Below are 22043 nucleotides of genomic sequence, written 5' to 3'. Positions count from 1 at the left end.
GGTGAATATGGCTGCGCCTGACGTCCGATACACCCTGGTTAACGCGCGAACCTGCATTTAGGCTGACAAGCTTCACAATGCAGATTCTGGGCGCACAATGCCAACCTATCAGGGGCAGGAGTTTAAGAAAACCTGCTCTCCTCATTCCTATCCGCTGATCAACATGGCGAAATTCAACGACATCCAACTCTTGCGCACAACTTTCCTGCGTGGCCCCAGTGTCTGGACCTACCGCCCGGTACTGGAGGTCTGGCTGGATCTGGGAGAGCTGGAAGACTATCCGTCCAACAAGATCCCCGGCCTCAACGAGCGCCTGACCAGCTGGTTGCCCGACCTGATCGAGCACACCTGCGGCGTCGGCGAGCGCGGTGGCTTCATCCAGCGCCTGGAAGGCGGCACCTGGATGGGTCATGTGATGGAGCATGTCATCATCGAACTGCTGAACCTGGCCGGCATGCCCGCCGAGTTCGGTCAGACCCGCGAAATCTCCAGGCGTGGCGTGTACCGCATGGTGTTCCGCTGCCCTGAAGAAGCCGTGGCCCGCGTGGCGCTGGAATATGGGCACAAGCTGCTGATGGCGGCCATCAATGACGAGCCGTTCGACCTCAAGCCCGCCGTACATGCCATCAAGACGGCCATCAACGACCGCTACCTGGGCCCTTCGACCGGCTGCATCGTCGATGCCGCCAGCGAGCGCCGCATTCCCCATATCCGCCTCAATGACGGCAATCTGGTGCAGCTGGGTTATGGCGCGGCACAGCGCCGCATCTGGACGGCAGAGTCCGACCAGACCAGCGCCATCGCCGAAGGCATTGCCCAGGACAAGGACTTCACCAAGCGCCTGCTGGCCGCCTGCGGCGTGCCCGTGCCCGAAGGCCAGATCGTGGCATCGCCCGAGGAAGCCTGGGAAGTGGCGCAGGACATCGGCTTTCCCGTGACCGTCAAGCCTTCGGACGGCAACCATGCCCGTGGCGTGACCCTGGAGCTGTCCAAGGAAGCAGACATCAAGGCCGCGTTTGCACTGGCCCAGCCCGAAGGCTCGGACGTGATCGTCGAAAAATTCATCGACGGCGTGGAGCACCGCCTGCTGGTCGTGGGCGGCAAGGTGGTGGCAGCCACCAAGGGCGAGACGGTTTCCGTCTACGGCAACGGCAACGCCACGCTGCGCGAGCTGGTGGAAGTGCTGAACCAGGACCCGCGCCGCGGCCCCGAGCAGGAATACCCGCTGGACTGGATCAATCTGGAAGCCGGCGCCGTGAAGCTGGAACTCAACCGCCAGCATGTGACGCCCGACAGCGTGATTCCCCAGGGTCAGAGCGTGCTGCTGCAGCGCAACGGCAATATGGCCATCGACTGCCTGGACGACGTGCACCCCGACGTGGCTTACTACGCCGTGCTGGCCGCCAAGATCGTTGGCCTCGACATCGCCGGCATGGACATGATCCTCAAGGATGTTTCCAAGCCCATGCAGGGCCAGGGAGCGATTCTCGAAGTCAACGCCGGCCCTGGCCTGCTGATGCACCTCAAGCCCACCAGCGGCGCACCGCGCCCCGTGGGCATGGCCATTGCCGACCATCTCTTCCCCCGTGAAGACGGTGCCGGTGCCGGTCGCATCCCCGTTGTCGGCATCGTGGGCACGCGCAACAACGCCTTCATTTCGCGTCTGGTCGGCTGGCTGCTGCAGCTGTCGGGCAAGCTGACCGGCGTGGCCAGCGGCGAAGGCATGTTCCTCGCCAATCGCCATACGCAAAAGACCAATACCGCCAACTGGGCCGGTGCCCATCGTCTGCTGACCAACCGTCTGGCCGAAGCCGCCGTCATTCAGACCACGGCCCGCTCCATTCTGGAAGAAGGCCTGGCCTATGACCGCTGCCTGGTCGGCGTGGTCACCGACATGGACGGCTACGAGCAGCTGGCCGATCACGATGTGCTGGAGCCCGGCCAGATGCGCCGCGTGATGCGCACCCAGATCGACGTGGTGCTGGACGAAGGCGCGGGCGTGCTCAATGCCGACCTGCCCGAAGTGGCCGACCTGGCCGAGCTCTGCGACGGCGAAGTCATTCTGTACGCCACCGGCGCCGACAATGAATTTGTCGCCGCCCACCGCGCCAATACCGAAGCCCGTCATGAAGGCGGCCGCGCCGTCTTCCTCAAGGGCAACAACGTGGTGCTGGCCACCGGCACCCAGGAACGGGTGCTGGGTACGCTGGAAGCGCTGTCCCTGGCCGGCGGCAAGCGCCCCGAGACCAGCGCACTGCTGGCCGCGATTGCTACCGCCTGGGCGCTGGACATCACTCCCGAGCTGATCGGCGCCGGCATCAAGACCTTTGAATACCAGGCTTGATTGCCCCATAAAACGCTTCAAAAGATATAGCTGCTGACGCTTTCCACAAAAGCGTCAGGCCAAGAAAAAGCTTGAAATTCAGCTGAAAGAAACACTATGCAGATCACTCGCAACCGAGCCTTGCGCGGCCCCAACCTCTGGACCCGCAGCACCGCCATCGAAGCCATCGTGCACTGTGAAGACAGCGAGCTGCTGTACACCGCCATGCCCGGCTTTGAAGAAAAGCTGCGTGCGCGTTTCCCCACCATCGGTACGCTGCAGCCGCATGGCGCGGACCAGCGCCTGTCGCTGGCCCATGTGCTGGAAGTCGCCGCCCTGTCGCTGCAGGCCCAGGCGGGCTGCCCCGTCACCTTCAGCCGCACCCATGAGACCGTGGAGCACGGCACCTTCCAGGTGGTGGTCGAGTACACCGAAGAATCCGTGGGCAAGCTGGCCATGGAGCGCGCCGAAGCCCTGATTCAGGCCGCATTGAACGACACGCCCTTCGACGCCGACGCCACGATTGCCGAGCTGCGCGAGCTGGACGAGGACGACCGTATCGGGCCCTCGACCGGCGCCATCGTCGATGCCGCCGTGGCACGCGGCATTCCCTTCCGCCGCCTGACCACCGGTTCGCTGGTGCAACTGGGCTGGGGCTCGCGTGCGCGCCGCTTCCAGGCCGCCGAGATCGACTCCACCAGCGCCGTGGCCGAATCCATTGCACAGGACAAGGACCTGACCAAGCGCCTGCTGCACGCAGCCGGCGTGCCCGTGCCCATGGGCCGCCCCGTCACCGACGTGGAAGACGCCTGGGCCGTGGCCCTGGAAGTGGGTCTGCCCGTGGTGGTCAAGCCCCAGGACGGCAACCAGGGCAAGGGCGTGGTGGTGAACATCACCACCCGCGAAGGTCTGGAAGCCGCTTACAAGACCGCCAGCGAATTTGGCGACGAGATCCTCGTCGAGCGCTTTTTGCCCGGCCATGACTTCCGCATGCTGGTCGTCGGCGGCCAGCTGGTGGCAGCCGCCCGCCGCGAGCCGCCCCAGGTGCTGGGCGACGGACAGCACACCATCCGCGAGCTGGTGAACATCGTCAACCAGGATCCCCGCCGCGGCTCCGGCCACGGCACGGCATTGACCAAGGTGCGCCTGGACGATATCGCCATCGCCCGCATCGCCAGCGAAGGCCTGACGCCTGACAGCGTGCCCGCCCAGGGCCAGCGCGTGGTGCTGCGCAACAACGCCAATCTGTCCACCGGCGGCAGCGCCACCGATGTGACCGATGACGTGCATCCCGAAATAGCCGCCCGTGCCATCGAGGCCGCGCAGACCATCGGTCTGCATATCTGCGGTGTGGACGTGGTCTGCGAAACCATGCTCAAGCCTCTGGAAGAGCAAAGCGGCGGCATCGTGGAAGTCAACGCCGCCCCCGGCCTGCGCATGCACCTGGCACCCTCCTTCGGCCGTCCCCGCAACGTGGGCGTACCCATGGTGGACGAGCTGTTCGCGCCCGGCGACGACGGCCGCATCCCCCTGGTCGCCGTCACCGGCACCAACGGCAAGACCACGACCACGCGCGTGATCGCCCATCTGTTCACCTCGCATGGCTGGCGCACCGCCATGACCAACACCGATGGCGTGTACGTCAATGGCCGCCAGATCGACAGCGGCGACTGCTCCGGCCCCAAGAGTGCACGCAACGCCCTGGCCCACCCCGAGACCGATGCGGCCGTGCTGGAATGCGCACGCGGCGGCATCTTGCGTGAAGGCCTGGGCTTTGACCGCTGCCAGGTCGCCGTAGTCACCAATGTGGGCGAAGGCGACCACCTGGGCCTGAACTTCATCACCACCAAGGAAGATGTCGGCGTGCTCAAGCGCGTCATCGTGCAGAACGTGGCCCCCACGGGCTATGCCGTGCTCAACGCCGCCGACCCGCTGGTCGCGGCCATGGCCCATGTCTGCCCTGGCAAGGTCATCTTCTTTGCAGCCGACCGCCACCACCCCGTCATGGCCACGCACCGTGCCCAGGGCAGCCGCGTGGTCTATGTCGATGGCGATGCCATCGTGGCCGCGGAAGGTTCCTGGCGCGAGAGCATTGCACTGCGCGACATTCCGCTGACCCGCAATGGCACCATCACCTTCCAGGTGGAAAACGTCATGGCCTCCATCGGCGCCGCATGGGCCGCAGGCCTGCCCTGGCAGACCATTCGCCGTGGTCTGGCCGGCTTCCTCAACGACAGCGACAACGCCCCTGCCCGCTTCAATGTGATGGATTACAAGGGCGCCACCATCATTGCCGACTACGGCCACAACCCCGACGCCATCCGCGCGCTGTCGCAGGCCGTGGAAGCCATGCCCGCCAAGCGCCGCAGCGTGGTGATTTCGGGCGCCGGCGACCGCCGCGACCAGGACATCACCGAGCAGACCCAGATTCTGGGCAAGGTGTTCGACGATGTGGTGCTCTATCAGGACGCCTGCCAACGTGGCCGCGTGGATGGAGAAGTGCTGGCCCTGCTGAAAAAGGGCCTGGAAGGCGCGCCGCGCACCAGCTACAGCACAGAGATCCATGGCGAGTTCCTCGCCATCGACCATGCTCTGGCCCGCCTGCAGCCCGGCGACCTGTGCCTGGTGCTGGTGGATCAGGTGGAGGAAGCGCTGGAGCATCTGCGCAAGCATGTGAATGGACAGTGACCCCCTGAGGCGCTGACGCGCCTTCCCCCTGAGGGGGACGACGGCCTCGCCGCGAGGCGGCGCGGCCGGCTAGGCTCTTGCTTGCCATCTCTCGCTTGAGCGAGTGCCCATATTCCAGCCCAGGAGCCGTGCATGAACCCTCGGCATCTCCATACCGACCCGGCCTTGCGCCGGGTTTTGTATTTGAAGTCACAGCACTTTGCACCTGCGACAGGTCTTGCGCGGCGGTTTTCACGCATGGTCTGAGGCGGCAGACGCCGTATGATGCGGACGCATATCAGCACCGCCCGCCCCATGACCTTGCAACAGCTTCACCGCATAGCCACCTGCCTGCTGGGCCGGTGCGTGCTGGCATGGCTGGCACTGTCTATGGGCGTGGCGGCTGCCGCGCCGCTGATCCAGTCTCAGGGGTTTGAGCTGATCTGCACCAGCACCGGCGCGGTCAAGCTGATCGTCAAGGGCGAAGACGGCGGCAGCGTTCTGGGTGCGGGCCACCTCGATTGCCCCATGTGCCTGCCCCATGCAGCACCGCCTCCGCCCGCGCTGCAGCTGCCGCCCCCTACCGAGTCGCCGCTGTGGCATGCGCTGCAGCCCGTGGAGCGGGCACGCATCGCCGCCATCACCGCCGCGCCCCTGCCCGCGCGCGGGCCGCCTCCCGCTTACCTCTGAACCATTTCGGGCTCTAGCGCAGCTCCGATCTGCGCTGGCCGCTATCAGATTCATAGGGACAACCACGTCCCAAGGTAAGCATTCATGAAACAGATTTTTCTGCCACTGGTGGTCAGTGGTATTGCATGGCCGTGCCTGGCCCAGACCTCGACCGATTCCGCTGACCTGCCCGAGCGCTCCAAGACCCTGGGCGTGGTCACCGTCAACGGCGGTCAGCCCAGCTCGCTGCCCACGCAGATTCCGACCACCATCGAAGGCATCACGCGCGAGGAGATCGAGACCCGCATCAATGCCACAGACAGCGAGGACGCGCTCAAATATCTGCCCAGCCTGCTGGTGCGCAAGCGCTATATCGGCGACTACAACCACGCCATCCTCTCCACGCGGGCTTCGGGCACGGGCAATAGCGCGCGCTCGGCCGTCTATGCTGACGGCATTCTGCTGTCCAACTATCTGGGCAATGGCATTGCCAACGGCAGCAACTATGCGCCGCGCTGGGGCCTGGTGACGCCCGAGGAGATCGAACGCGTCGACGTCATGTACGGCCCGTTCTCGGCCGCCTACCCCGGCAACTCCGCCGGTGCCGTGGTGGACTATGTGACGCGCATGCCCGACAAGCTCGAAGCCCATGTGGCGGCCGGCTATGCCCAACAGAGCGCCGACGTGCTGGGCAGCAGCGGCCATTACCGTAGCTGGAATACCAGCGCTTCCATAGGCAGCAGAAGCGGGGACTGGTCGTACTGGATCAACCTGAGTCGCAGCGACAGCCAGGGCCAGCCCATGACCTTCCCCACCGCGCTGCAGTCCGCCGGCGTGGCGGGCGGTGCCGGCACGCCCGTGACCGGCGCCATTGCCGGGCTCAATATCACCAACCAGCCCTGGTACATCCTGGGCGCCGGCACGCAGTACCGCACCCGGCAGGATCACGCCAAGATCAAGCTGGCCTATGACATCACGCCCACGCTGCGCGCCAGCTACACGCTGGGCTGGTGGCAGAACAGCGCCAAGGGCAGCTCACAGACCTATCTGCGCGGGCCTGACGGCCAGCCCATCTACAGCGGCAACATCAATATCGACGGCAAGACCTACAAGCTGGCCGATACCGCCTTCGGACTGAGCCAGGACCAGCAGACCCACACCATGCACGGGGTCTCGCTCAAAAGTCATGCCCAGGGCGAGTTTGACTGGGAGCTCAGCGCCAGCCTGTACGACTACGGCAAGGATCAGCAGCGCGTGCCCACCGTGGCCCAGCCGGCTGCCAATCTGGGCGGCAAGGGCACGCTGCAGGATCAGGACGGCACGGGCTGGAACACGCTGGCCGCCAAGGGCACATGGCGGCCGCAGGGAATGAAAGGCGCACATATCGTGGACTTCGGCCTGGGCCGCGATGCCTACCGGCTGAACATCAGCAAATACAACGTGCTGGGCGACTGGCAGTCCGGCCCGCCCAACGAGCAGGCTGTCGTCAGCCAGGTCGGCGGCAGGGCCGAGACCCGCTATGCCTGGGCACAGGACAGCTGGCAGCTGACCAGGGACTGGAAGGCAGTGCTGGGCCTGCGCTGGGAGGACTGGACAGCCAGCCAGGGCCACACCGCCACGGCCAGCAGCCAGCTGAATTACGTCCAGCGCAGCGAATCGCATTTCTCGCCCAAGGCCGCGCTGGCCTAACAGCTGGCCCGCGACACCACGCTCAAGGCATCGCTGGGCCGGGCCGTGCGCTTTCCCACCGTGGGCGAGCTGTATGGCGCGACTTCGGGCGGTGCGCTGTCCTTCATCAACGACCCGAATCTGAAACCAGAAAAGTCCTGGACGGGCGAGCTGACGGCCGAGCAGGATCTGGGCAATGGTTTGCTGCGCGCCACCTGGTTCCATGAACGCACGCGCGATGCGCTCTACAGCCAGCTGATTGCCGGCACCACCGTCTCTGCGGTGCAGAACGTGGATCAGGTCCGTACCTCGGGGCTGGAGCTGGCCTACTCGACGCAGTCGGTGTGGATTCGCGGGCTGGACCTGGGCGGCAGCCTGACCTGGGCGAACTCGCGCATCACGGCCAATGCCGCCAACCCGGCCAGCGTCGGCAAATGGCAGCCGCGTGTGCCACGCTGGCGTGCCACGGCCTGGGCCACCTACAAGCCCGATGAACGCTGGGCCCTGACGGTGGCCGCGCGCTACAGCGGACGCCAGTACTCGAATCTGGACAACAGCGATGTGCATGCCGACACCTATATGGGCGCCAGCCAGTATTTCAGCGTCGATCTGCGGGCACGCTATCAGATCGACAAGCAACTGTCGGCGGCCTTCGGCATAGACAACGCCAACAATGCCAAGTACTGGAACTTCCATCCCTATCCGCAGAGAACCTTTAGTGCCTCACTGCGCTGGGATCTTTAGACGCCGGCGGCTCTAGGCCAGCCTGGCCACCAGGCCATGGGTCTTGCGCATCCTGAAAGTGCCCAGGCACGCCAGCAGTGCCAGGGCCAGGCCCAGCACGCAGGCACCTTGCCAACCGTCGATGCGCCAGGCCAGCGTGCCTAGCGCCGAGCCCGCTGCCGCGCCCGTGAAATAGCCCGTCATGTAGACGGCATTCATGCGACCGCGCGCTGCGGGCAGCAACTGGGCCACCGTGGCCTGGTTGGTGATGTTCAGGCATTGCAGGCCCAGATCGATCACCACCATGCCCAGCACAAACCAGCCCAGATGCGCTCCGCCCACCCATAGCAGAGGCCAGGACAGCAGCAGAGCCAGCGCCCCGATGGCGCAGCTCACGCGGCCCAGGCCCTTGTCCACCAGTCGCCCCGCCTGCGTGGCCACCAGGGCACCGGCCGCGCCTGCCAGACCGATCAAGCCGATCTGCCCGTCATCCAGGCCCAGGGGACCGCTGGACAACTGCAGCGCCATGGTCGAGAACAGCACGCTGACCGAGGCGAACGCCAGCGCGCTGACCAGGGTGCGCTGGCGCAGACCCGGCTGACTGCGCAGCAGATGCCACATGCTTCTCAGCACCTGTGGATAACTGACAGGGCTGGGGTTGCGCGATGCCGGCAGCGCCTTCCACAGCCATAGCGCCACCACGGCCATCACCAGCGCAGCGCCCTGGTAGACGGCTTGCCAGCCCCAGGCGTCCGAGACCATGCCGGCCACGCTGCGCGCCAGCAAGATGCCCAGCAGCAGGCCGCTCATCACCCAACCGACGGCCCGCCCGCTTTGACCCGGCTGGGCCAGAGCCGCCGCCATGGGCACCAGCACCTGAGCCGCAACCGAGAACAGACCGGCCATCAGCGTGCCCAGCAGAAACAGATCGAACTGGCCCGCCAGGCCGCACAGCGCCTGCCCCAGGGCCGCCAGCAGCATCAGGCTCACGGCCAGGCCGCGGCGCTGCAGCTTGTCGCCCAGCGGGGCCAGCAGCAGCAGGCCTGCCGCATAAGCGACCTGGGCCAGCGTCACGCTGGTCGCGGCCGCGGACTCGCTGACCGAGAAATGAGCGGCAATCGAGTGCAGCAGCGGCTGGTTGAAATAATTGCCGCCCGCACACAGGCCGCAGGCCAGTGCCATCAGCAACAGGGAAGAAGCGCTCAGACCGGGCGCGGAAACGTTCACCGACATAGATAACGGCCACATCCGGCGGATGCGGCACTTGCATGGAGCCACTGCCCGAGGGGCCGTCGCTGATCAAAGAGGGAGTTCGGAAGTCCGGCATGCGCTATGTCATGCCTGTGGCAGCGTCTCAGCTGCCGGCGCCCGCCAGCAGGCCGGGGCAAACCGTGATGCAATACAGAAAGCTCTGCAGCAGCCGGTATTGTCCTAAGGCCGGCTGCAAATCCCTTGTCCGGGACACAATGCCCTGTTAAAAGTCAAGGGTTAACCCTTAATTCACTGTATGCGCACCACCATGAAATTGCTCTCCGCCGTTCTGGCCGTTGCGGCCGCCACCGTAGGAACCATGGCCTTTGTCGGCATGAGCCATGCCGAACAGATCGGCGCCGTGGACACCGTCTTCAAGTGGATTGGTCCGGATCACAAAATCGTGGTCGATGCCTATGACGACCCCAAGGTGCCGGGCGTGACCTGCTATGTCTCGCGCGCCAAGACCGGCGGCATCAAGGGCGGCCTGGGCCTGGCCGAGGATCGCTCGGAAGCGTCGATTGCCTGTCAGGCCACGGGCAATATCCAGTTCCCCGCGCCGCTCAGGCAACAGGAAGAGGTGTTTACCGAGCGTACCTCGCTGCTGTTCAAGCGCCTGCGTGTGGTGCGCATGGTGGATGCCAAGCGCAACGCCCTGATCTATATGACCTACTCGGATCGGGTGATCGAGGGCTCGCCCCAGAACAGCGTCACCGCCGTGGCAGTGCCGCAGACAACGACGATCCCGCTGAAATGAAAATCAGAGCAGGCTGCGCTTGTGCAGCCTGCGTTTGAGGCAGTTTTAGCTCAAGGCCAGGCCCCGCGACCTACTGACTGAAAGTCAGGCCGCCAGCGTCCAGCGCCGGCGGGCGCAGCAAATCCTCGTTCACGCCCATGGCCTGGCTGGCGCGCTCCACGGCCTGCCAGAGTCCGGCAGGCATCTGCAAAATGGCCTCGGGGGACTGCGCATCGTCGATCCAGTGGCTGATCTGCAGATGCTGTTCATGAGTGAGCAGGTCCAGGTGCAGCATTTCATCGATGGTTTTCATGGTGTTCCTCCCTGCTTGTGGAAGCCGGCGCTGTGCAACCCGCACCCGACTTGTCTATCCAATATAGGGGCAAAACCCGCCGCCGCAAGCAAAATCATTGTCAAGAAAACCATAGCTGTCTGCGACTGTCATTCAAGCGCTACAGCATGTTTGGCGCTTGGGCTGCGGACGGCTCGAGCGGCGGCGGCTCGCCGGCCTTGCAGGCATCGACAAAGGCCTGCAGCGCGGGCGAGCGACGCTTTCCGGCGCGCTGCACCAGAGAGAAGTTGCGCCACATGCGCGGCAAGGTGGTGGGCAGGATTTCCAGCGCACGAGCCTGCAACTGTGACTGCACCAGCACGCGCGACAGACAGCTGATGCCCAGCCCCTGCTCGACACAGCGTGCAATCGCCTCGGAGCTGCCCAGCGTGGCGGTCGCAGGCAACTGGTGCAGATGCGGCAGCAGCGCATGCTCGACCATCTCGCGCGTGCCCGATCCCGCCTCGCGCAGCAGCCATGCCGCCTTGCGCAACGCTGCCACGCCCAGCGGCTTGCTGCGCGCCTGCTCGGCCAGCGGGTCCTGCGGCGATGCCACGATGACCAGTTCGTCGCGCAGCCAGGGCTCGACCTCCAGCCCCTGCCAGTGGCTGCTGCCCTCGATCAGGCCCATGTCGACCTCCATGGCCAGCACGGCTTCGCCCACCTCCTGGGTGTTGGCGATCTGCAGGTCCACGCGCACCAGCGGATGCGAGCGTGCCAGCCGCGCCAGCACCTCGGGCAGCGCATAGGTGCCGATGGTGGTGCTGGCCGCCACGCGCAGGCGCACCGGCATATTGGCCGCACGCGCGGAAAACGTCTGCTCTATGCCTCTTGCCTGCTCCAGCACGCCCAGGGCCTGGGGCAGCAGCGCGCGGCCCGCATCGTTGAGCACCAGGCGCTTGCCCACGCGCTCGAACAACTGCACGCCCAGGCCCTGCTCCAGTTGCTGCAGCGCGGCACTGGTGGCCGACTGCGAGAGCGCCACGGCCTCTGCAGCCGCCACCGTGGTCCCGCTTTGGGCCACGGCGCAGAAGATCTCGAACTGACGCAAGGTGAGGTGCAGCATGACGATGATTCGTAGTTTCGTATCGATGACAACAGGCTCGCCAGCAGCCCTGGCCTACCAGCCAAAAACGGGCACAGCCCCTCCAGCACCGGCTCATCCGGTCAATGATTGAGTCGAATTGCAGGAGGCAAAAAGCTCAATCTACCTGTTTTATAGGTTGATCTTACAAAAACTATTAGTTATACAAATATAACCAAGAAATCTAAAGTGACCTCCATGCCGGCAATCAGACCTGTTGTCTTGCCTGCTGCGAAAGGTCCCGATGAACACTACAACACTGAAAAACTCCGCACCCTCGCAAGGCTGGATGCACAAAACCGGCGGGATGGTTCCCGGCCTGCTGCTGGCGGGCGCCATCGCCGCCGTGGCCACCTGGGCCGCGCAGTTTCCGGTCATCAAGAACAACGGCCTGAGCGCGCTGACGCTGGCCATCATCATCGGTCTGCTGGTCGGCAACACCGTCTACCCGGCCATCGCCAGCCAGTGTGCCAGCGGCATCGCCTTCACCAAGGCCCGCCTGCTGCGCACCGGCATCGTGCTCTACGGTCTGCGCCTGACCTTCCAGGACATCGGCCAGGTCGGCATGGCCGGTGTGGTGATCGATGCGCTGGTGCTGTCCAGCACCTTTTTGCTGGCGCAGTGGATAGGCCAGAAGCTGCTGGGCATGGACAAGCGCACCACCATGCTGGTGGGGGCCGGCGCTTCCATCTGCGGCGCTGCTGCCGTGCTGGCCACCGAACCCGTGGTCAAGGGCCGTGCCGAGGACGTGGCCGTGGCCGTGGCCACCGTGGTGGTGTTCGGCACCATCGGCACCTTTCTCTACCCGGCGCTGTTCCACTGGAATGTCGAGTACGGCTGGATAGACACCAGCATGCAGCAGTACGGCGTTTTCGTCGGCTCCACCGTGCATGAGGTGGCCCAGGTGGTGGCCGCCGGCGAAGCCATCGGCAGCCAGGCCGCCGATACGGCGGTGATCGCCAAGATGGTGCGCGTAATGATGCTGGCGCCCTTCCTGCTGGTGCTGTCCATGTGGCTGACACGCAGCGAACGGGCCCTGGGTGTGAACAACGGCCAGCCCGCCAGCCGGATCACCATTCCCTGGTTTGCCGTGGGCTTCGTGGCCATGGCCGGCGTCAACTCCCTGGGCGTGCTGCCCAAGGAAGTGGTCAGCGTCGGCATTCAACTCGACAACGCACTGCTGGCCCTGGCCATGGCCGCTCTGGGCCTGACCACCCATATCCGCGCCGTACGTGCTGCCGGCACCAAGCCCCTGATTCTGGCCCTGGCTCTGTTCGCCTGGCTGCTGGTCGCCGGCCTGGTACTGAATCTCTGGATTCCAACACTGTTTTGATAGCGGCTCGCGCCTGACTGGATTAGAACTAGAAAATCTACAGGTCTGAAACCCTTTGAAAGAGAGCGCTTGTCGCTCTCTTTTTTTATGCAGCACGATAGCAAGGGAATACCCTATATATCAATGCAGACTCAATTAGTTTGAATTGCAAATTAATTGCAAAAGCATCAAAATTCCACCCATGTCTTTTGCCGATGCACCTTCCCGCGACCGCCTGGGCTTTCTCATGGTCACCCTGACCCGCCAATGGCGGCGTTTTGTCGAAGAACAGCTGGCCGCCAGCGGCCTGACCGACGCCACCTGGACGCCGCTGCTGCACCTGCGCGCCTGGGGCGACGGCGTGACGCAAAAGGAACTGGCCGAGCGCGTGGGCCTGGACGGCTCCAGCCTGGTGCGCCTGCTGGACATTCTCGAAGGCAAGGGCTGGGTGGAGCGCCGCGCCGATGCGGCCGACCGCCGCAGCAAGCGCATCTTTCTCACGGCCGAAGGCAATGGCGCCGTGGACAGCATCCGCGCCACCATGCTGGAGGCCGAACTCAGTCTGTTGCAAGACCTGCAGGACTCCGAGGTCGAGGCCATGCTGGACGGCGTCAACAAGATTCGCGCCCGCATCGAGCAGATGCACGAGCAGCACTCGGCCCAAGCCCACCCCGGCACCGAGGAGCGCGCATGAGCGTGGCTGCCTACGACCGTCTGCTGGAGAGCGCCACGCGATGGGGCTTTGACAGCGCCCGCCTGCGCCAGCATCTGCGCACGGCTTTTGCAGCCTGTATTGCCGTGTTCGCCGCCTGGGCCCTGGGGCTGGAACACCCGCAATGGGCAGGCATGACGGTCTGGGCCGCTTCCCAGCCGCTGCGCGGCCAGTTGCTGGAGAAAAGCTTTTTCCGTACCACGGGCACGCTGCTCGGCACGGCCGCCGGCGTGGTGCTGGTACTGGTGGCAAATGGCGATCTGCTCTGGCTGGTCACAGGACTGGCGGTGTGGATTGGCATCTGCGCGGGTCTGGGCAATCTGCAGCGCAGCTTTGCCTCCTACGGCACGATGCTGGCCGGCTATTCGGCCTCCATGGTGGCCTTGCTGGACAACGGCAACCCCGCCCATGTCTACGCGCTAGGCTGGGATCGCCTGTTTACCGCGCTGACCGGCGTGGCCACCGCCCTTGTCGTGGGCTGGCTGTTCACGCCCGTGGGCGCCGAAATACCCGGCGACGGCAGGGTGCGACGACTCTGCGCCCGCCTGCTGCGCGACATCGCCGATGCGGCACAGGCCACGGCCAGCGGGCATAGCGCACTCAGCCCCAGGGACCTGGCCGAGCGACTGGCCGTGATGGCCGCCATCGAGGAAGGACTGGACCCGCATGCCGCCGGATCGCAGCGCTCGCGCCGCGCCGTGCGGGCGCTGCGCCGCCTGATCAACACCCAGATCTCGGCCCTGCTCTGGCTGCGCGACAGCACGGGCAAGACCCTGACCCCCGCCTTCACGGCCGAGCAGGCCCGGATCATGACGGCCGCACTGGAGCAGGCCGCCAAGCTGCTGGAAACCCAGCCTGCACCGCTGGCCGCCATCGATGCCATTGCCACGGCCCGCAGCGCGGCCGCAGGCTGGGGCCATGCCGAGGAAATCCTGGGCAATATCGGCCTGGCCCTGCAGGCCCATTTCGTGGCCGCCAGCGACCTGACGCTGCCGGCCCACCATCGCGCACGCCAGCTGCCCGTGGTCCTGCACAGCGACTGGGTGGGCGCGCGCCGGGCCATGCTGCGGGCCTTCAGCGCCATCTTTCTGGTCGGACTGGTCTGGGTGGTCACGGGCTGGCATGGTGGCGCCTACATGCTGCTGGGCCTGTCGGTGATGATCACCGTGTTTTCCTCGTTCGAGAACCCGGTCTTCACCATGCGCTTTGTGATTCTGGGCCAGGCCATGGGCGCCGGCGTGGCACTGGCCTGCCAGTGGTTTGCCTGGCCGTTCGCCAGCAGCCAGCTGCAGATGGTGCTGATGATGCTGCCCTTCATCTTTGTTGGCGCCTTGCTGCTCAGCCACCGCCGCACCACGCTGTACGGCTTCGACTGCAATATGGTGATCCTGCTGGCGCTGTCGCCGCACTTTCCCTACCAGCTCGATGTGGGCCACTCGCTGTCCATGGCGTTTGCCATCGTCACCGGCCCGCTGGCCGGCTGGGTGGCCTATCGCTTCATCCTGCCCGTCACCGCGCAAGGCAGGCTCAACGGCCTGCGCGCCATGATGGTTCACGAGCTGCAGGACATGGCTTCCGCTCCGGTGCACGCCCGCGACGTGCGCGTGTGGCGCGCCCGCCTCTACCACCGCCTGCTGCGCCTGGTGCGCGCCTCCGAAAAAGTCAGCGCCCCCGCCGTGCAGGACGCGGCCGACTGCGGTCTGGCCGCGTTGAGGGTGGGCAAGGCCGTGCTGATCCTGCACCAGATGCAGGCGGATGCACTCCTGTCCGAAAGCACCTTGCGTGGTGTGCGCAGCGCGCTGCAGAGACTGCAGCAACTGCCCAGTGCTCCCGCCAGGGCCGTGCCGCTGCTGCAAGGCCTGGCCCGGCGCATACAGCAGCGCCAGCCCGAGCAGGCGCTGCAACTGCGACTGGCTGCCCAGGACATCCGCGAGCATCCGGCCTTCTTTGCCTCCAGCGCCGCGTTGCGCTGACCGCTTCAGCGGCCGCCCGATAGATGGGCGGCAATCGCCGCCTCGCTAACGCCATAGAGCTCAGCCAGCGCTGCGGGCGTGGCCACGGCGCGCGGCTCGCCCACGCCCAGCAGCCGCCCATGGCCCAGCAGAGCAATCCGGCTGGCCACGCGCAAGCCGTGCTCGGGCTGGTGGGTGGACAACAGCATGGCCATGCCCTGGGCGCTCAGCGCCTCGATCTGCTCCAGCACGCGGATCTGGTTGCCGAAGTCCAGGCTGGCCGTGGGCTCGTCCATGACCAGCAGCGCCGGCTCCTGCGCCAGCGCGCGCGCAATCAGCACCAGCTGCCGCTCGCCGCCGCTGAGCTCCGTGTAGCGGCGTTCGGCCAGATGGACGATCTGCAGCCGCTCCATGCAGGCCAGTGCCATGACCCGGTCCACGCCGGAGGGCCTGGCCAGCAGCGGCAGGCGCGCGGCGCGGCCCATGAGCACCATATCCAGCGCCTCGAAGGCAAACACCCCGGCCTGGGCCTGGGGCACATAGCCGACGCGGCGCGCGAACTCCGCACGCGGCCAGTGCTGTACCGGCTGCCCCTGCACCAGCACCCGACCCGCCAGCGGCGGCAACAGGCCCAGCACCGTGCGAAACAACGTGGTCTTGCCACAGCCGTTGGGGCCGAGCAGACACAGCACCTCGCCGGCGGCAATGGACAGGTCCACCGCTTCGCTGACCACGCGGCGACCGTGGCCGGTGCGCAGTCCTTGCAACTCCAGCACCGCCATCAGCCCTCTCCTTCGCGGCGTCCCGTGCGGGCCAGCAGATACAGAAAGAATGGTGCACCGACCAGGGCCGTCAGAATGCCCAGCGGCAGCTCGATGCGCGCCATGGTGCGGGCCAGCGTATCGGCCGCCACCACAAAGCCCGCACCCAGCAGAGCTGAAGCCGGCAGCAGCCGCACAAAATCAGGGCCGACCAGCAGGCGCGCCACATGCGGCACCACCAGCCCGACCCAGCCGATGATGCCGGCCAGCGATACGGCTGCCGCCGTGCCCAGGGTGGCGCAAACCACCAGCACCAGGCGCAGCCGCCCGACCGGCACGCCCAGAGCCCGCGCTTCCTCATCGGGCAGAGCCAGCAGATTGATGCGCCAGCGCAGCAGCAGCAAGGGCAACAGGGCCGCCAGCATCACAGGCGCCGTGGCGGCCACTTCCTGCAGCGTCACGGCCGAGAGCCCGCCCATGAGCCAGAAGGTGATGGACGGCAGCTGGGTGTTCGGGTCGGCCAGGGTCTTGATCAGGGCAATGCCGGCGCCCAGCAAGGCGCCCAGTGCAATACCGGCCAGTACCAGCACCAGCACCGGATCGTGCCTGCGCACGCAGGCGCTGATAGCCACTACGACGGCCACGGCGACCAGTCCGCCACCAAAGGCCAGCCATTGCACGGCGAACATCGACAGGCCCAGATAGATGGCGACGACGGCGCCCAGGCCGGCACCGGCCGAAACACCCAGGATGTCGGGCGAGACCAGCGGATTGCGAAACATGCCCTGGTAGGCCGCGCCTGCCGCTGCCAGCATCGCACCGACCGCCATGCCGGCTGCGATGCGTGGCAGCCTGATGTTCCAGAGCACGGTTTCGGCCGCTGGCGGCAGCGGCGACGCCGCCCCCGTAGCACGCGCCCACAATGCTTCGGCCAGCTGTGCCGGCGCGAGCGCAAACTGGCCCGAACCCAGCGCCCACAGCAGCACCAGAACCAGCAAGACCAGGGCTGTCCACCAACCCAGGTTCCCACGCACCGGGCCGCGCCGGCGGCACTGGCTGGCGTCCGCCCTCAGAGCAGCACCTTGGCTACGCTCACCGTCTGGTCCGGAATCAAAGGACTTCATGCAGGCACACGCCTTCAACGCGCGGCGTCCAGCAGCGCCCGCAACTGCACCGGCGACAGCTGGGCGCCGTAGAACAGCGCATAGAACTCACGCACCGCCTGCTCCAGGGGCTTTGCGTCCTGCCGGGCGAGCCGGCCCGGATGCAGCTTTTCGAGCAGCCAGCGCACGCCGATCAGTCGGTTCACGCTGGGCGGGCCGTCCAGCCAGCCGAAGGGCAGCACGGGCGCGCAGTGCACACGGCCGCTGCGCACTGCGCTGACGCCGCGCCACAAGGGGTCCTGGCGCACGCGCTCGGCAAAACCGGCCTCCTGGGTCAGTATGACTTCGGGGTCCCAGGCCAGGATCTGCTCCATGGAGACACGCGTGAGTCCACCCGTACCGGCCTGGGCTGCCACATTGCGGCCGCCAGCGTAGTCGATCACCTCGACATTGATGGAGCCGGCCAGCCCGGTTTCCAGGCCGTTGGCGCCGCGCCCCAGGTAGACGCGCGGCCTGGCCTGCTCCCCCAGCCCTGCGGTCACGGCGCGCACCAGCCTGGCGACTTCGTCGGCATGTCGGGCCAGGGTCTCGCCACGCTCGGCTGCGCCCAGCAGGGCTCCGACCTCGCCCAGCTGGCGCGCGTGCTCGGGCAGGCTGCCCTGCACCAGCACGCATGCCAGGCCCGTCTGGCGCGCCAGACGCTCGGCGGCAGAGACATGGGTGGCATCGGAGGTGCCGGAGTCCAGCACCAGATCGGGTTGCAGCGCCAGCAGCTTTTCGAGCGGCAGCGTGCTGCCGCGCCCCGACAGGCGCCCCAGATAGGGCAAGGACTGCAGTGGGGCTCCCAGATGGGCGCGCGCCGCATCGCTGAGTTGCATGGGCCAGCCCAGCAGCTGCTGCGGTGCCAGCGCCGCCAGCAGCACGCCTGCCGGCGGCCCCGAGGCAAATACCCGGCCCGGCCTTGCGGGCAGCGAGCCGAATCGAGCAGCAATGACGAAGCGACCGTCCTGCGCCCATAACGCACCCTGGTACAGGCTTGAAGCCAGCACCGCTGCGCCTCCATGCAGCCATTGGCGACGTGTCAGCATGGCAGGTCTTCCGTGCCCTGCGTTTGCAACTGCTGCAGGCACCAGCGCAGCACGGCTTCCTCATCCACCGGCAGGCTGACAAAGTCTCCGCCCGTAAACGCCTGCCAGCCGGCCTCATGCCGCGCCGCGACCGCAGTAATGACGGGAATGTCTGCCCCAATCAGGCCTGCGATTTCCTGGACAAAGCCGCCACCCGCCGCTTCCAGCTGGCCGAAGCAGTTGACCACGGCCAGCTCCACACCATCGGCCAAGGCCTGGCGCAGCACCACACTGGCCTGGGCCAGGGCCTGCGGGTTCAGGCTGCAGGCCTTTGAGCTGACCCCCAGGTCCTCGGTCATCTCGAACTGCTGGCCGCTGCGCAGATCCAGCAGACGCATGCACTTGTTGCCATTGGCATAGTGGCTTTGGTGATGCACCAGCCCGCCCACATTACGGCCAGATTGCTGCAACCGCCGTGCCACGCTCTCCAGCAAGGCCTCGATATCGTGCTGGTCATCCGGGTAGATCAGCGCCGCCAGGGGCGGCACTTTGGAGTTGGAGCTCATACAGGTCCTTTGACGATCTCTAGCCAGCAGCGCCAGCACTCATGCCCGCAGGCACGCTGTCGCGCGCAAACACCCAGGTGCCGTCGCTGCCGTTGGCATTCCTGAGTATCTGTTGCCCGGCGGCCGAGAGCAGATAGTCGGCCAGCTGACTGACCGCCCTGCGCTGCGCTACCGTGGCCGGATGGAGCGGACCCGGCGTGAGCAGCACATAGGGTCTGCGCATCAGCGGATCGCCATGCAGCAGCAGCTCTATGCCGGGGGCGCCCATCTTGCCGAAGGCCAAGGGAATATGGCCGACCACGGCATAGGCCTGCTCCCGCGCCGCCAGCTCCAGCACGGCCTGCGGGCGCGGGCCGGTGTCGGCGCGCAGCCAGCGCGCATCGGGGCGTATGCCGCCGCGCCGCCACAGGCGCTGCACCACGGTATAGCTGCCAGGATCGCGCAGCGCGATAAAGGGCGAGCCGGTCTCGGCAATGCGCCGCAGCGCCTGCGTGCCGTCAGCGGCCGAACGCACGCCGGCGGGGTCATGAGCAGGTCCGGCAATCACATGCTCGTTCCAGCCCCAGACACGCGCGGCGGATGCCATGCCGCTGGCCTCCAGTGCCATGGCTTCGTCGCTGGCGTGGATCAGCAGCATCTGCGCCTCGCCGCGCGCGAAGGCGGGCACCACGCCCTCCTTGGGTGCTGCCGCCACGGTGGTGACCGGCATGGCCAGAGCCTGGCTGGCCTGCTCTGCCACGCGCGGCCACACGCCGCACAGCACCAGTCCGCCCACGGCCGCCACCTGTACGCCTGTGCCCAAAGCCAGCTTTGACTCGGCCGCCAGGGCCGGACCTCCAGCCAGGCCCAGAGCGGCCAGGCCTTGCAACCATTCACGGCGCGCCAACGGTGTCTGGAGCAGGTTTTCCATGGCCATCAGAATCGGTAACCCAGGTTCACGTACCAGCTGCGACCAGGCATGGGCAGACCGTCGGCCAGCTGATACCACTTGTCGCCCAGATTGGCCACGCCGAAATCCAGCGTGGTGTCCGGACGTGGCAGATAGCGCGCGCGCAGATTGGCCACGCCATAGCCGGCCATCTGATAGACCTGTGCCTGGCCACTGGCCGACAGCGGCACCTTGCGGCCCTGCTCGGCCTCCAGCTCGGCGCGCAGCTGCCACTGGGCCTGCGGATTCCATTGCAGGGCTGCAGTCAGGCGCTGGCGCGGCGTGTCCGTCAAGGTGATGCTGCGGTCGCTGAGATTCGTGCGGCTCAGATAGGTGTAGCCCGCATGCAGAGCCCATTGGGCCGACAGTTGCTGCGCCAGCGACACCTCAAAACCGGCATTGCGCGTGCGTCCCACGTTCTGCGCCTGGTTGCAGGTCTTGCCGCCGCAGGCCGTGGAGTCCACGACCATGGTCTGGATCTGGTCGCGCACCCGGCTGTAGAACAGCGCCGCCTGGCCCTTGCCGCCCTGCCAGGGCTTGCCGCTCAGGCCAAGCTCCAGATGGTTGGCCACCTCGGGCTTGAGGTCGGGGTTGGCCAGAGCCGTTCCCATGCGTGCCGAATAGCGGTCCTTGATGGTCGGAAAGCGGGTCTTGTGCGAGGCAATCAGATAGACCTCGTCGCCCTGGGCCGTGAGCGCATAGCTCAGGCGCGCCAGGCCGTTGGTGGCGCTGGTCGAGCCCGTGGGCCACTGGTAGACCTGCTTGGCGTCGCGCTGGTCATGGCTCAGGCCCAGCGTCAGGCGCCAGCGCTCGGCCAGGGCAATGTGATCCTCGAGCACCAGCGAGGTGGTCACATCGCGGTAGTGCTTCTGCGGGTCCTTGCCCGAGGCCGCGTCGGTGTGCTCGTCCTGCTTGTAATGGAAGGCCGCATGCAGCTCGTGACCGGAGAAGGCGTAGTTGATCCACTCCACGCTGGCACCCTTGCTCACATCCTTGTAGCTGCTGGTCGGATCATGGGCCGTGTAGCTGGCGTCCTTGTACATGTCGAGACCGTTTTTGTAGGTGTCGTGGTACAGGCGCGTCTTGAGCACATTGCTGCTGTTCAAACGGGTCGTGCTCAGGAAATACAGGCTGTCCTTGTCCCAATAGGGCCAGCGCCAGTAACGCACGGCGTTCTTCTGCGTGGACTGACCGGTGTAGACGGGATTGCCCTTCTCGCCTTCCTGGCGCACATAGCCGATGGCGTATTCATCCGTGGCATTGGGCGTGAGTCCCAGCTTGAAGGACAGGCGCTTGTCGGTGCGGTCCGCGTTCTCGCGGTTGTTGCCGGTATCGGTGGGCTGCTTTTTGTAATCCCTGAAGCCCCGGGGCAGAGGAAAGCTATCGGCATCCAGGTAGGAGGCACCCAGCTGGTAGTACCAGCTGCCCTGGTTACCGCCCAGGTTGAAGCTCGCCCTGCGCTCGCCGCCGCTGCCCACACCCAGGCGCACATCGCCCTCGAAGGGCTTGACCGGTTTACGCGTGACCAGATTGACGGCACCGCCCAGCGTATTGGGGCCGTACAGCAGCGAGGCACCGGCCTTGGCCACATTGATCTCGGCCAGGTCGAAGGTGGTGAAGCGGCCCAGATCCACATAGCCGTCATAGGGCACGTACAGCGGCACGCCATCCACAAAGATGGGCACTTGGCGCGAGTCGAAGCCGCGCAGGCTGATCATTTCCTCGTTGCGATTGTTGCGTGACAGGCTCACGCCGGGGAGATTGCGCACGGCATCGGCCACGGTGCTGGCATTGATGCGCTCCATCTCGGCACTGCCGACGCGCTGCATGTCGCCGGCCCCGAGCTCCTCGGCCTCGCGCCGCGCGCTGACTTCCACCGTGCCCAGCGTGAAGGTCTGACTCGCAGCCTCGGCTGCGCCCTGGGCCCAGGCCGTGCCCATGGGCACGATGGCCAGCGCGCCCCACAACCAGCTGCGGCGAAGAACAAAACTCGGAGGATGGATCTGGGAAACCGTGGAGTGCAATGGCATGGCGCGGGCTGTAATTTGTTGTCGAATGTAAAAAACCGTCGATTCTAGCCACCGCTATTCATTTATGGAATAACGATCGACAAACAGTCTCCATAAGCCACACGGCATACACATCCCATGAAAAAGGCCACCCTGGGGTGGCCTTGCATCAGACGCCTTG

Annotated in this window: 16 protein-coding genes and 1 pseudogene; 8 read left to right on the top strand and 9 right to left on the bottom strand. The window is 66.1% G+C overall.

From position 1 onward, the window contains the following. Nucleotides 1-163: 163 nt before the first annotated feature. The 4 genes and pseudogenes from CTR2_RS03225 (at nt 164) to CTR2_RS03210 (ending at nt 8071) form a co-directional block, all read left to right on the top strand. Nucleotides 164-2344 (top strand): cyanophycin synthetase, encoded by a 2181-nt coding sequence (locus CTR2_RS03225; protein WP_087085256.1) that lies wholly within the window; start codon nt 164-166, stop codon nt 2342-2344. A 96-nt stretch (nt 2345-2440) separates the two neighbouring features. Next, entirely contained in the window at nt 2441-5011 is a 2571-nt protein-coding gene (gene cphA / locus CTR2_RS03220; protein ID WP_087085103.1) for a cyanophycin synthetase, read from the top strand. A 294-nt stretch (nt 5012-5305) separates the two neighbouring features. After that, on the top strand, nt 5306-5680 hold the full coding sequence (locus tag CTR2_RS03215) for a DUF2946 family protein (protein ID WP_176391752.1): 375 nt from the start codon (nt 5306-5308) through the stop codon (nt 5678-5680). Between the two features lie 84 nt (nt 5681-5764). After that, nucleotides 5765-8071: pseudogene (locus tag CTR2_RS03210) on the top strand (TonB-dependent receptor). Between the two features lie 12 nt (nt 8072-8083). On the opposite strand, the gene CTR2_RS03205 reads toward CTR2_RS03210, so the two are convergent. Then, entirely contained in the window at nt 8084-9283 is a 1200-nt protein-coding gene (locus CTR2_RS03205; protein WP_087085105.1) for an MFS transporter, read from the bottom strand. A gap of 274 nt (nt 9284-9557) precedes the next feature. Here CTR2_RS03205 and CTR2_RS03200 point away from each other — a divergent pair, with 274 nt between their 5' ends. Continuing rightward, a complete protein-coding gene (locus CTR2_RS03200; protein WP_087085106.1) occupies nt 9558-10058 on the top strand; it encodes a CreA family protein in 501 nt (166 codons plus the stop codon). A gap of 70 nt (nt 10059-10128) precedes the next feature. On the opposite strand, the gene CTR2_RS03195 is transcribed toward CTR2_RS03200, so the two are convergent. Together CTR2_RS03195 and CTR2_RS03190 are read right to left on the bottom strand one after the other, a co-directional pair. Then, entirely contained in the window at nt 10129-10350 is a 222-nt protein-coding gene (locus CTR2_RS03195; RefSeq protein WP_003058848.1) for a hypothetical protein, read from the bottom strand. A 139-nt stretch (nt 10351-10489) separates the two neighbouring features. After that, a complete protein-coding gene (locus tag CTR2_RS03190; protein ID WP_087085107.1) occupies nt 10490-11434 on the bottom strand; it encodes a LysR family transcriptional regulator in 945 nt (314 codons plus the stop codon). Between the two features lie 262 nt (nt 11435-11696). Between CTR2_RS03190 and CTR2_RS03185 the strand changes: the two genes are divergently transcribed. The 3 genes from CTR2_RS03185 to CTR2_RS03175 all read left to right on the top strand — a co-directional run bounded on the left by CTR2_RS03185 (nt 11697) and on the right by CTR2_RS03175 (nt 15449). Beyond that, the gene (locus CTR2_RS03185) at nt 11697-12785 is read left to right on the top strand and encodes a YeiH family protein (RefSeq protein ID WP_176391744.1); all 1089 of its coding nucleotides are present in this window, start codon (nt 11697-11699) and stop codon (nt 12783-12785) included. Nucleotides 12786-12966: 181 nt separating this feature from the next. Continuing rightward, entirely contained in the window at nt 12967-13458 is a 492-nt protein-coding gene (locus CTR2_RS03180; RefSeq protein ID WP_087085109.1) for a MarR family winged helix-turn-helix transcriptional regulator, read from the top strand. After that, nucleotides 13455-15449, top strand: coding sequence for an FUSC family protein (locus CTR2_RS03175; RefSeq protein ID WP_087085110.1), 1995 nt, complete (start codon nt 13455-13457; stop codon nt 15447-15449). The genes CTR2_RS03180 and CTR2_RS03175 overlap by 4 nt, the downstream gene beginning before the upstream one ends. A 5-nt stretch (nt 15450-15454) precedes the next feature. Here CTR2_RS03175 and CTR2_RS03170 read toward each other — a convergent pair whose 3' ends face one another. The 6 genes from CTR2_RS03170 to CTR2_RS03145 are packed head-to-tail and all read right to left on the bottom strand — an operon-like array spanning nt 15455 to nt 21883. Continuing rightward, a complete protein-coding gene (locus tag CTR2_RS03170; protein ID WP_087085111.1) occupies nt 15455-16210 on the bottom strand; it encodes an ABC transporter ATP-binding protein in 756 nt (251 codons plus the stop codon). Then, a complete protein-coding gene (locus CTR2_RS03165) occupies nt 16210-17313 on the bottom strand; it encodes a FecCD family ABC transporter permease (protein WP_254913455.1) in 1104 nt (367 codons plus the stop codon). Before CTR2_RS03165 ends, CTR2_RS03170 begins: the two co-directional genes overlap by 1 nt. Before the next feature lie 14 nt (nt 17314-17327). Next, nucleotides 17328-18380, bottom strand: a complete 1053-nt coding sequence (locus CTR2_RS03160; protein WP_087085112.1) for an iron ABC transporter substrate-binding protein — start codon at nt 18378-18380, stop codon at nt 17328-17330. Continuing rightward, nucleotides 18374-18925, bottom strand: coding sequence for a DUF2478 domain-containing protein (locus CTR2_RS03155; protein WP_087085113.1), 552 nt, complete (start codon nt 18923-18925; stop codon nt 18374-18376). Before CTR2_RS03155 ends, CTR2_RS03160 begins: the two co-directional genes overlap by 7 nt. Nucleotides 18926-18944: 19 nt before the next feature. Then, nucleotides 18945-19835, bottom strand: a complete 891-nt coding sequence (locus CTR2_RS03150; protein ID WP_254913456.1) for a substrate-binding domain-containing protein — start codon at nt 19833-19835, stop codon at nt 18945-18947. Between the two features lie 5 nt (nt 19836-19840). Next, complete coding sequence (locus CTR2_RS03145) at nt 19841-21883, bottom strand: TonB-dependent receptor plug domain-containing protein (RefSeq protein WP_476390648.1); 2043 nt, start codon at nt 21881-21883, stop codon at nt 19841-19843. Nucleotides 21884-22043 lie beyond the last annotated feature (160 nt).

This window comes from Comamonas thiooxydans, from assembly GCF_002157685.2.
Classification (GTDB): Bacteria; Pseudomonadota; Gammaproteobacteria; order Burkholderiales; family Burkholderiaceae_C; genus Comamonas; species Comamonas testosteroni_H.
This window is presented reverse-complemented; position numbering and strand designations above follow the sequence as displayed.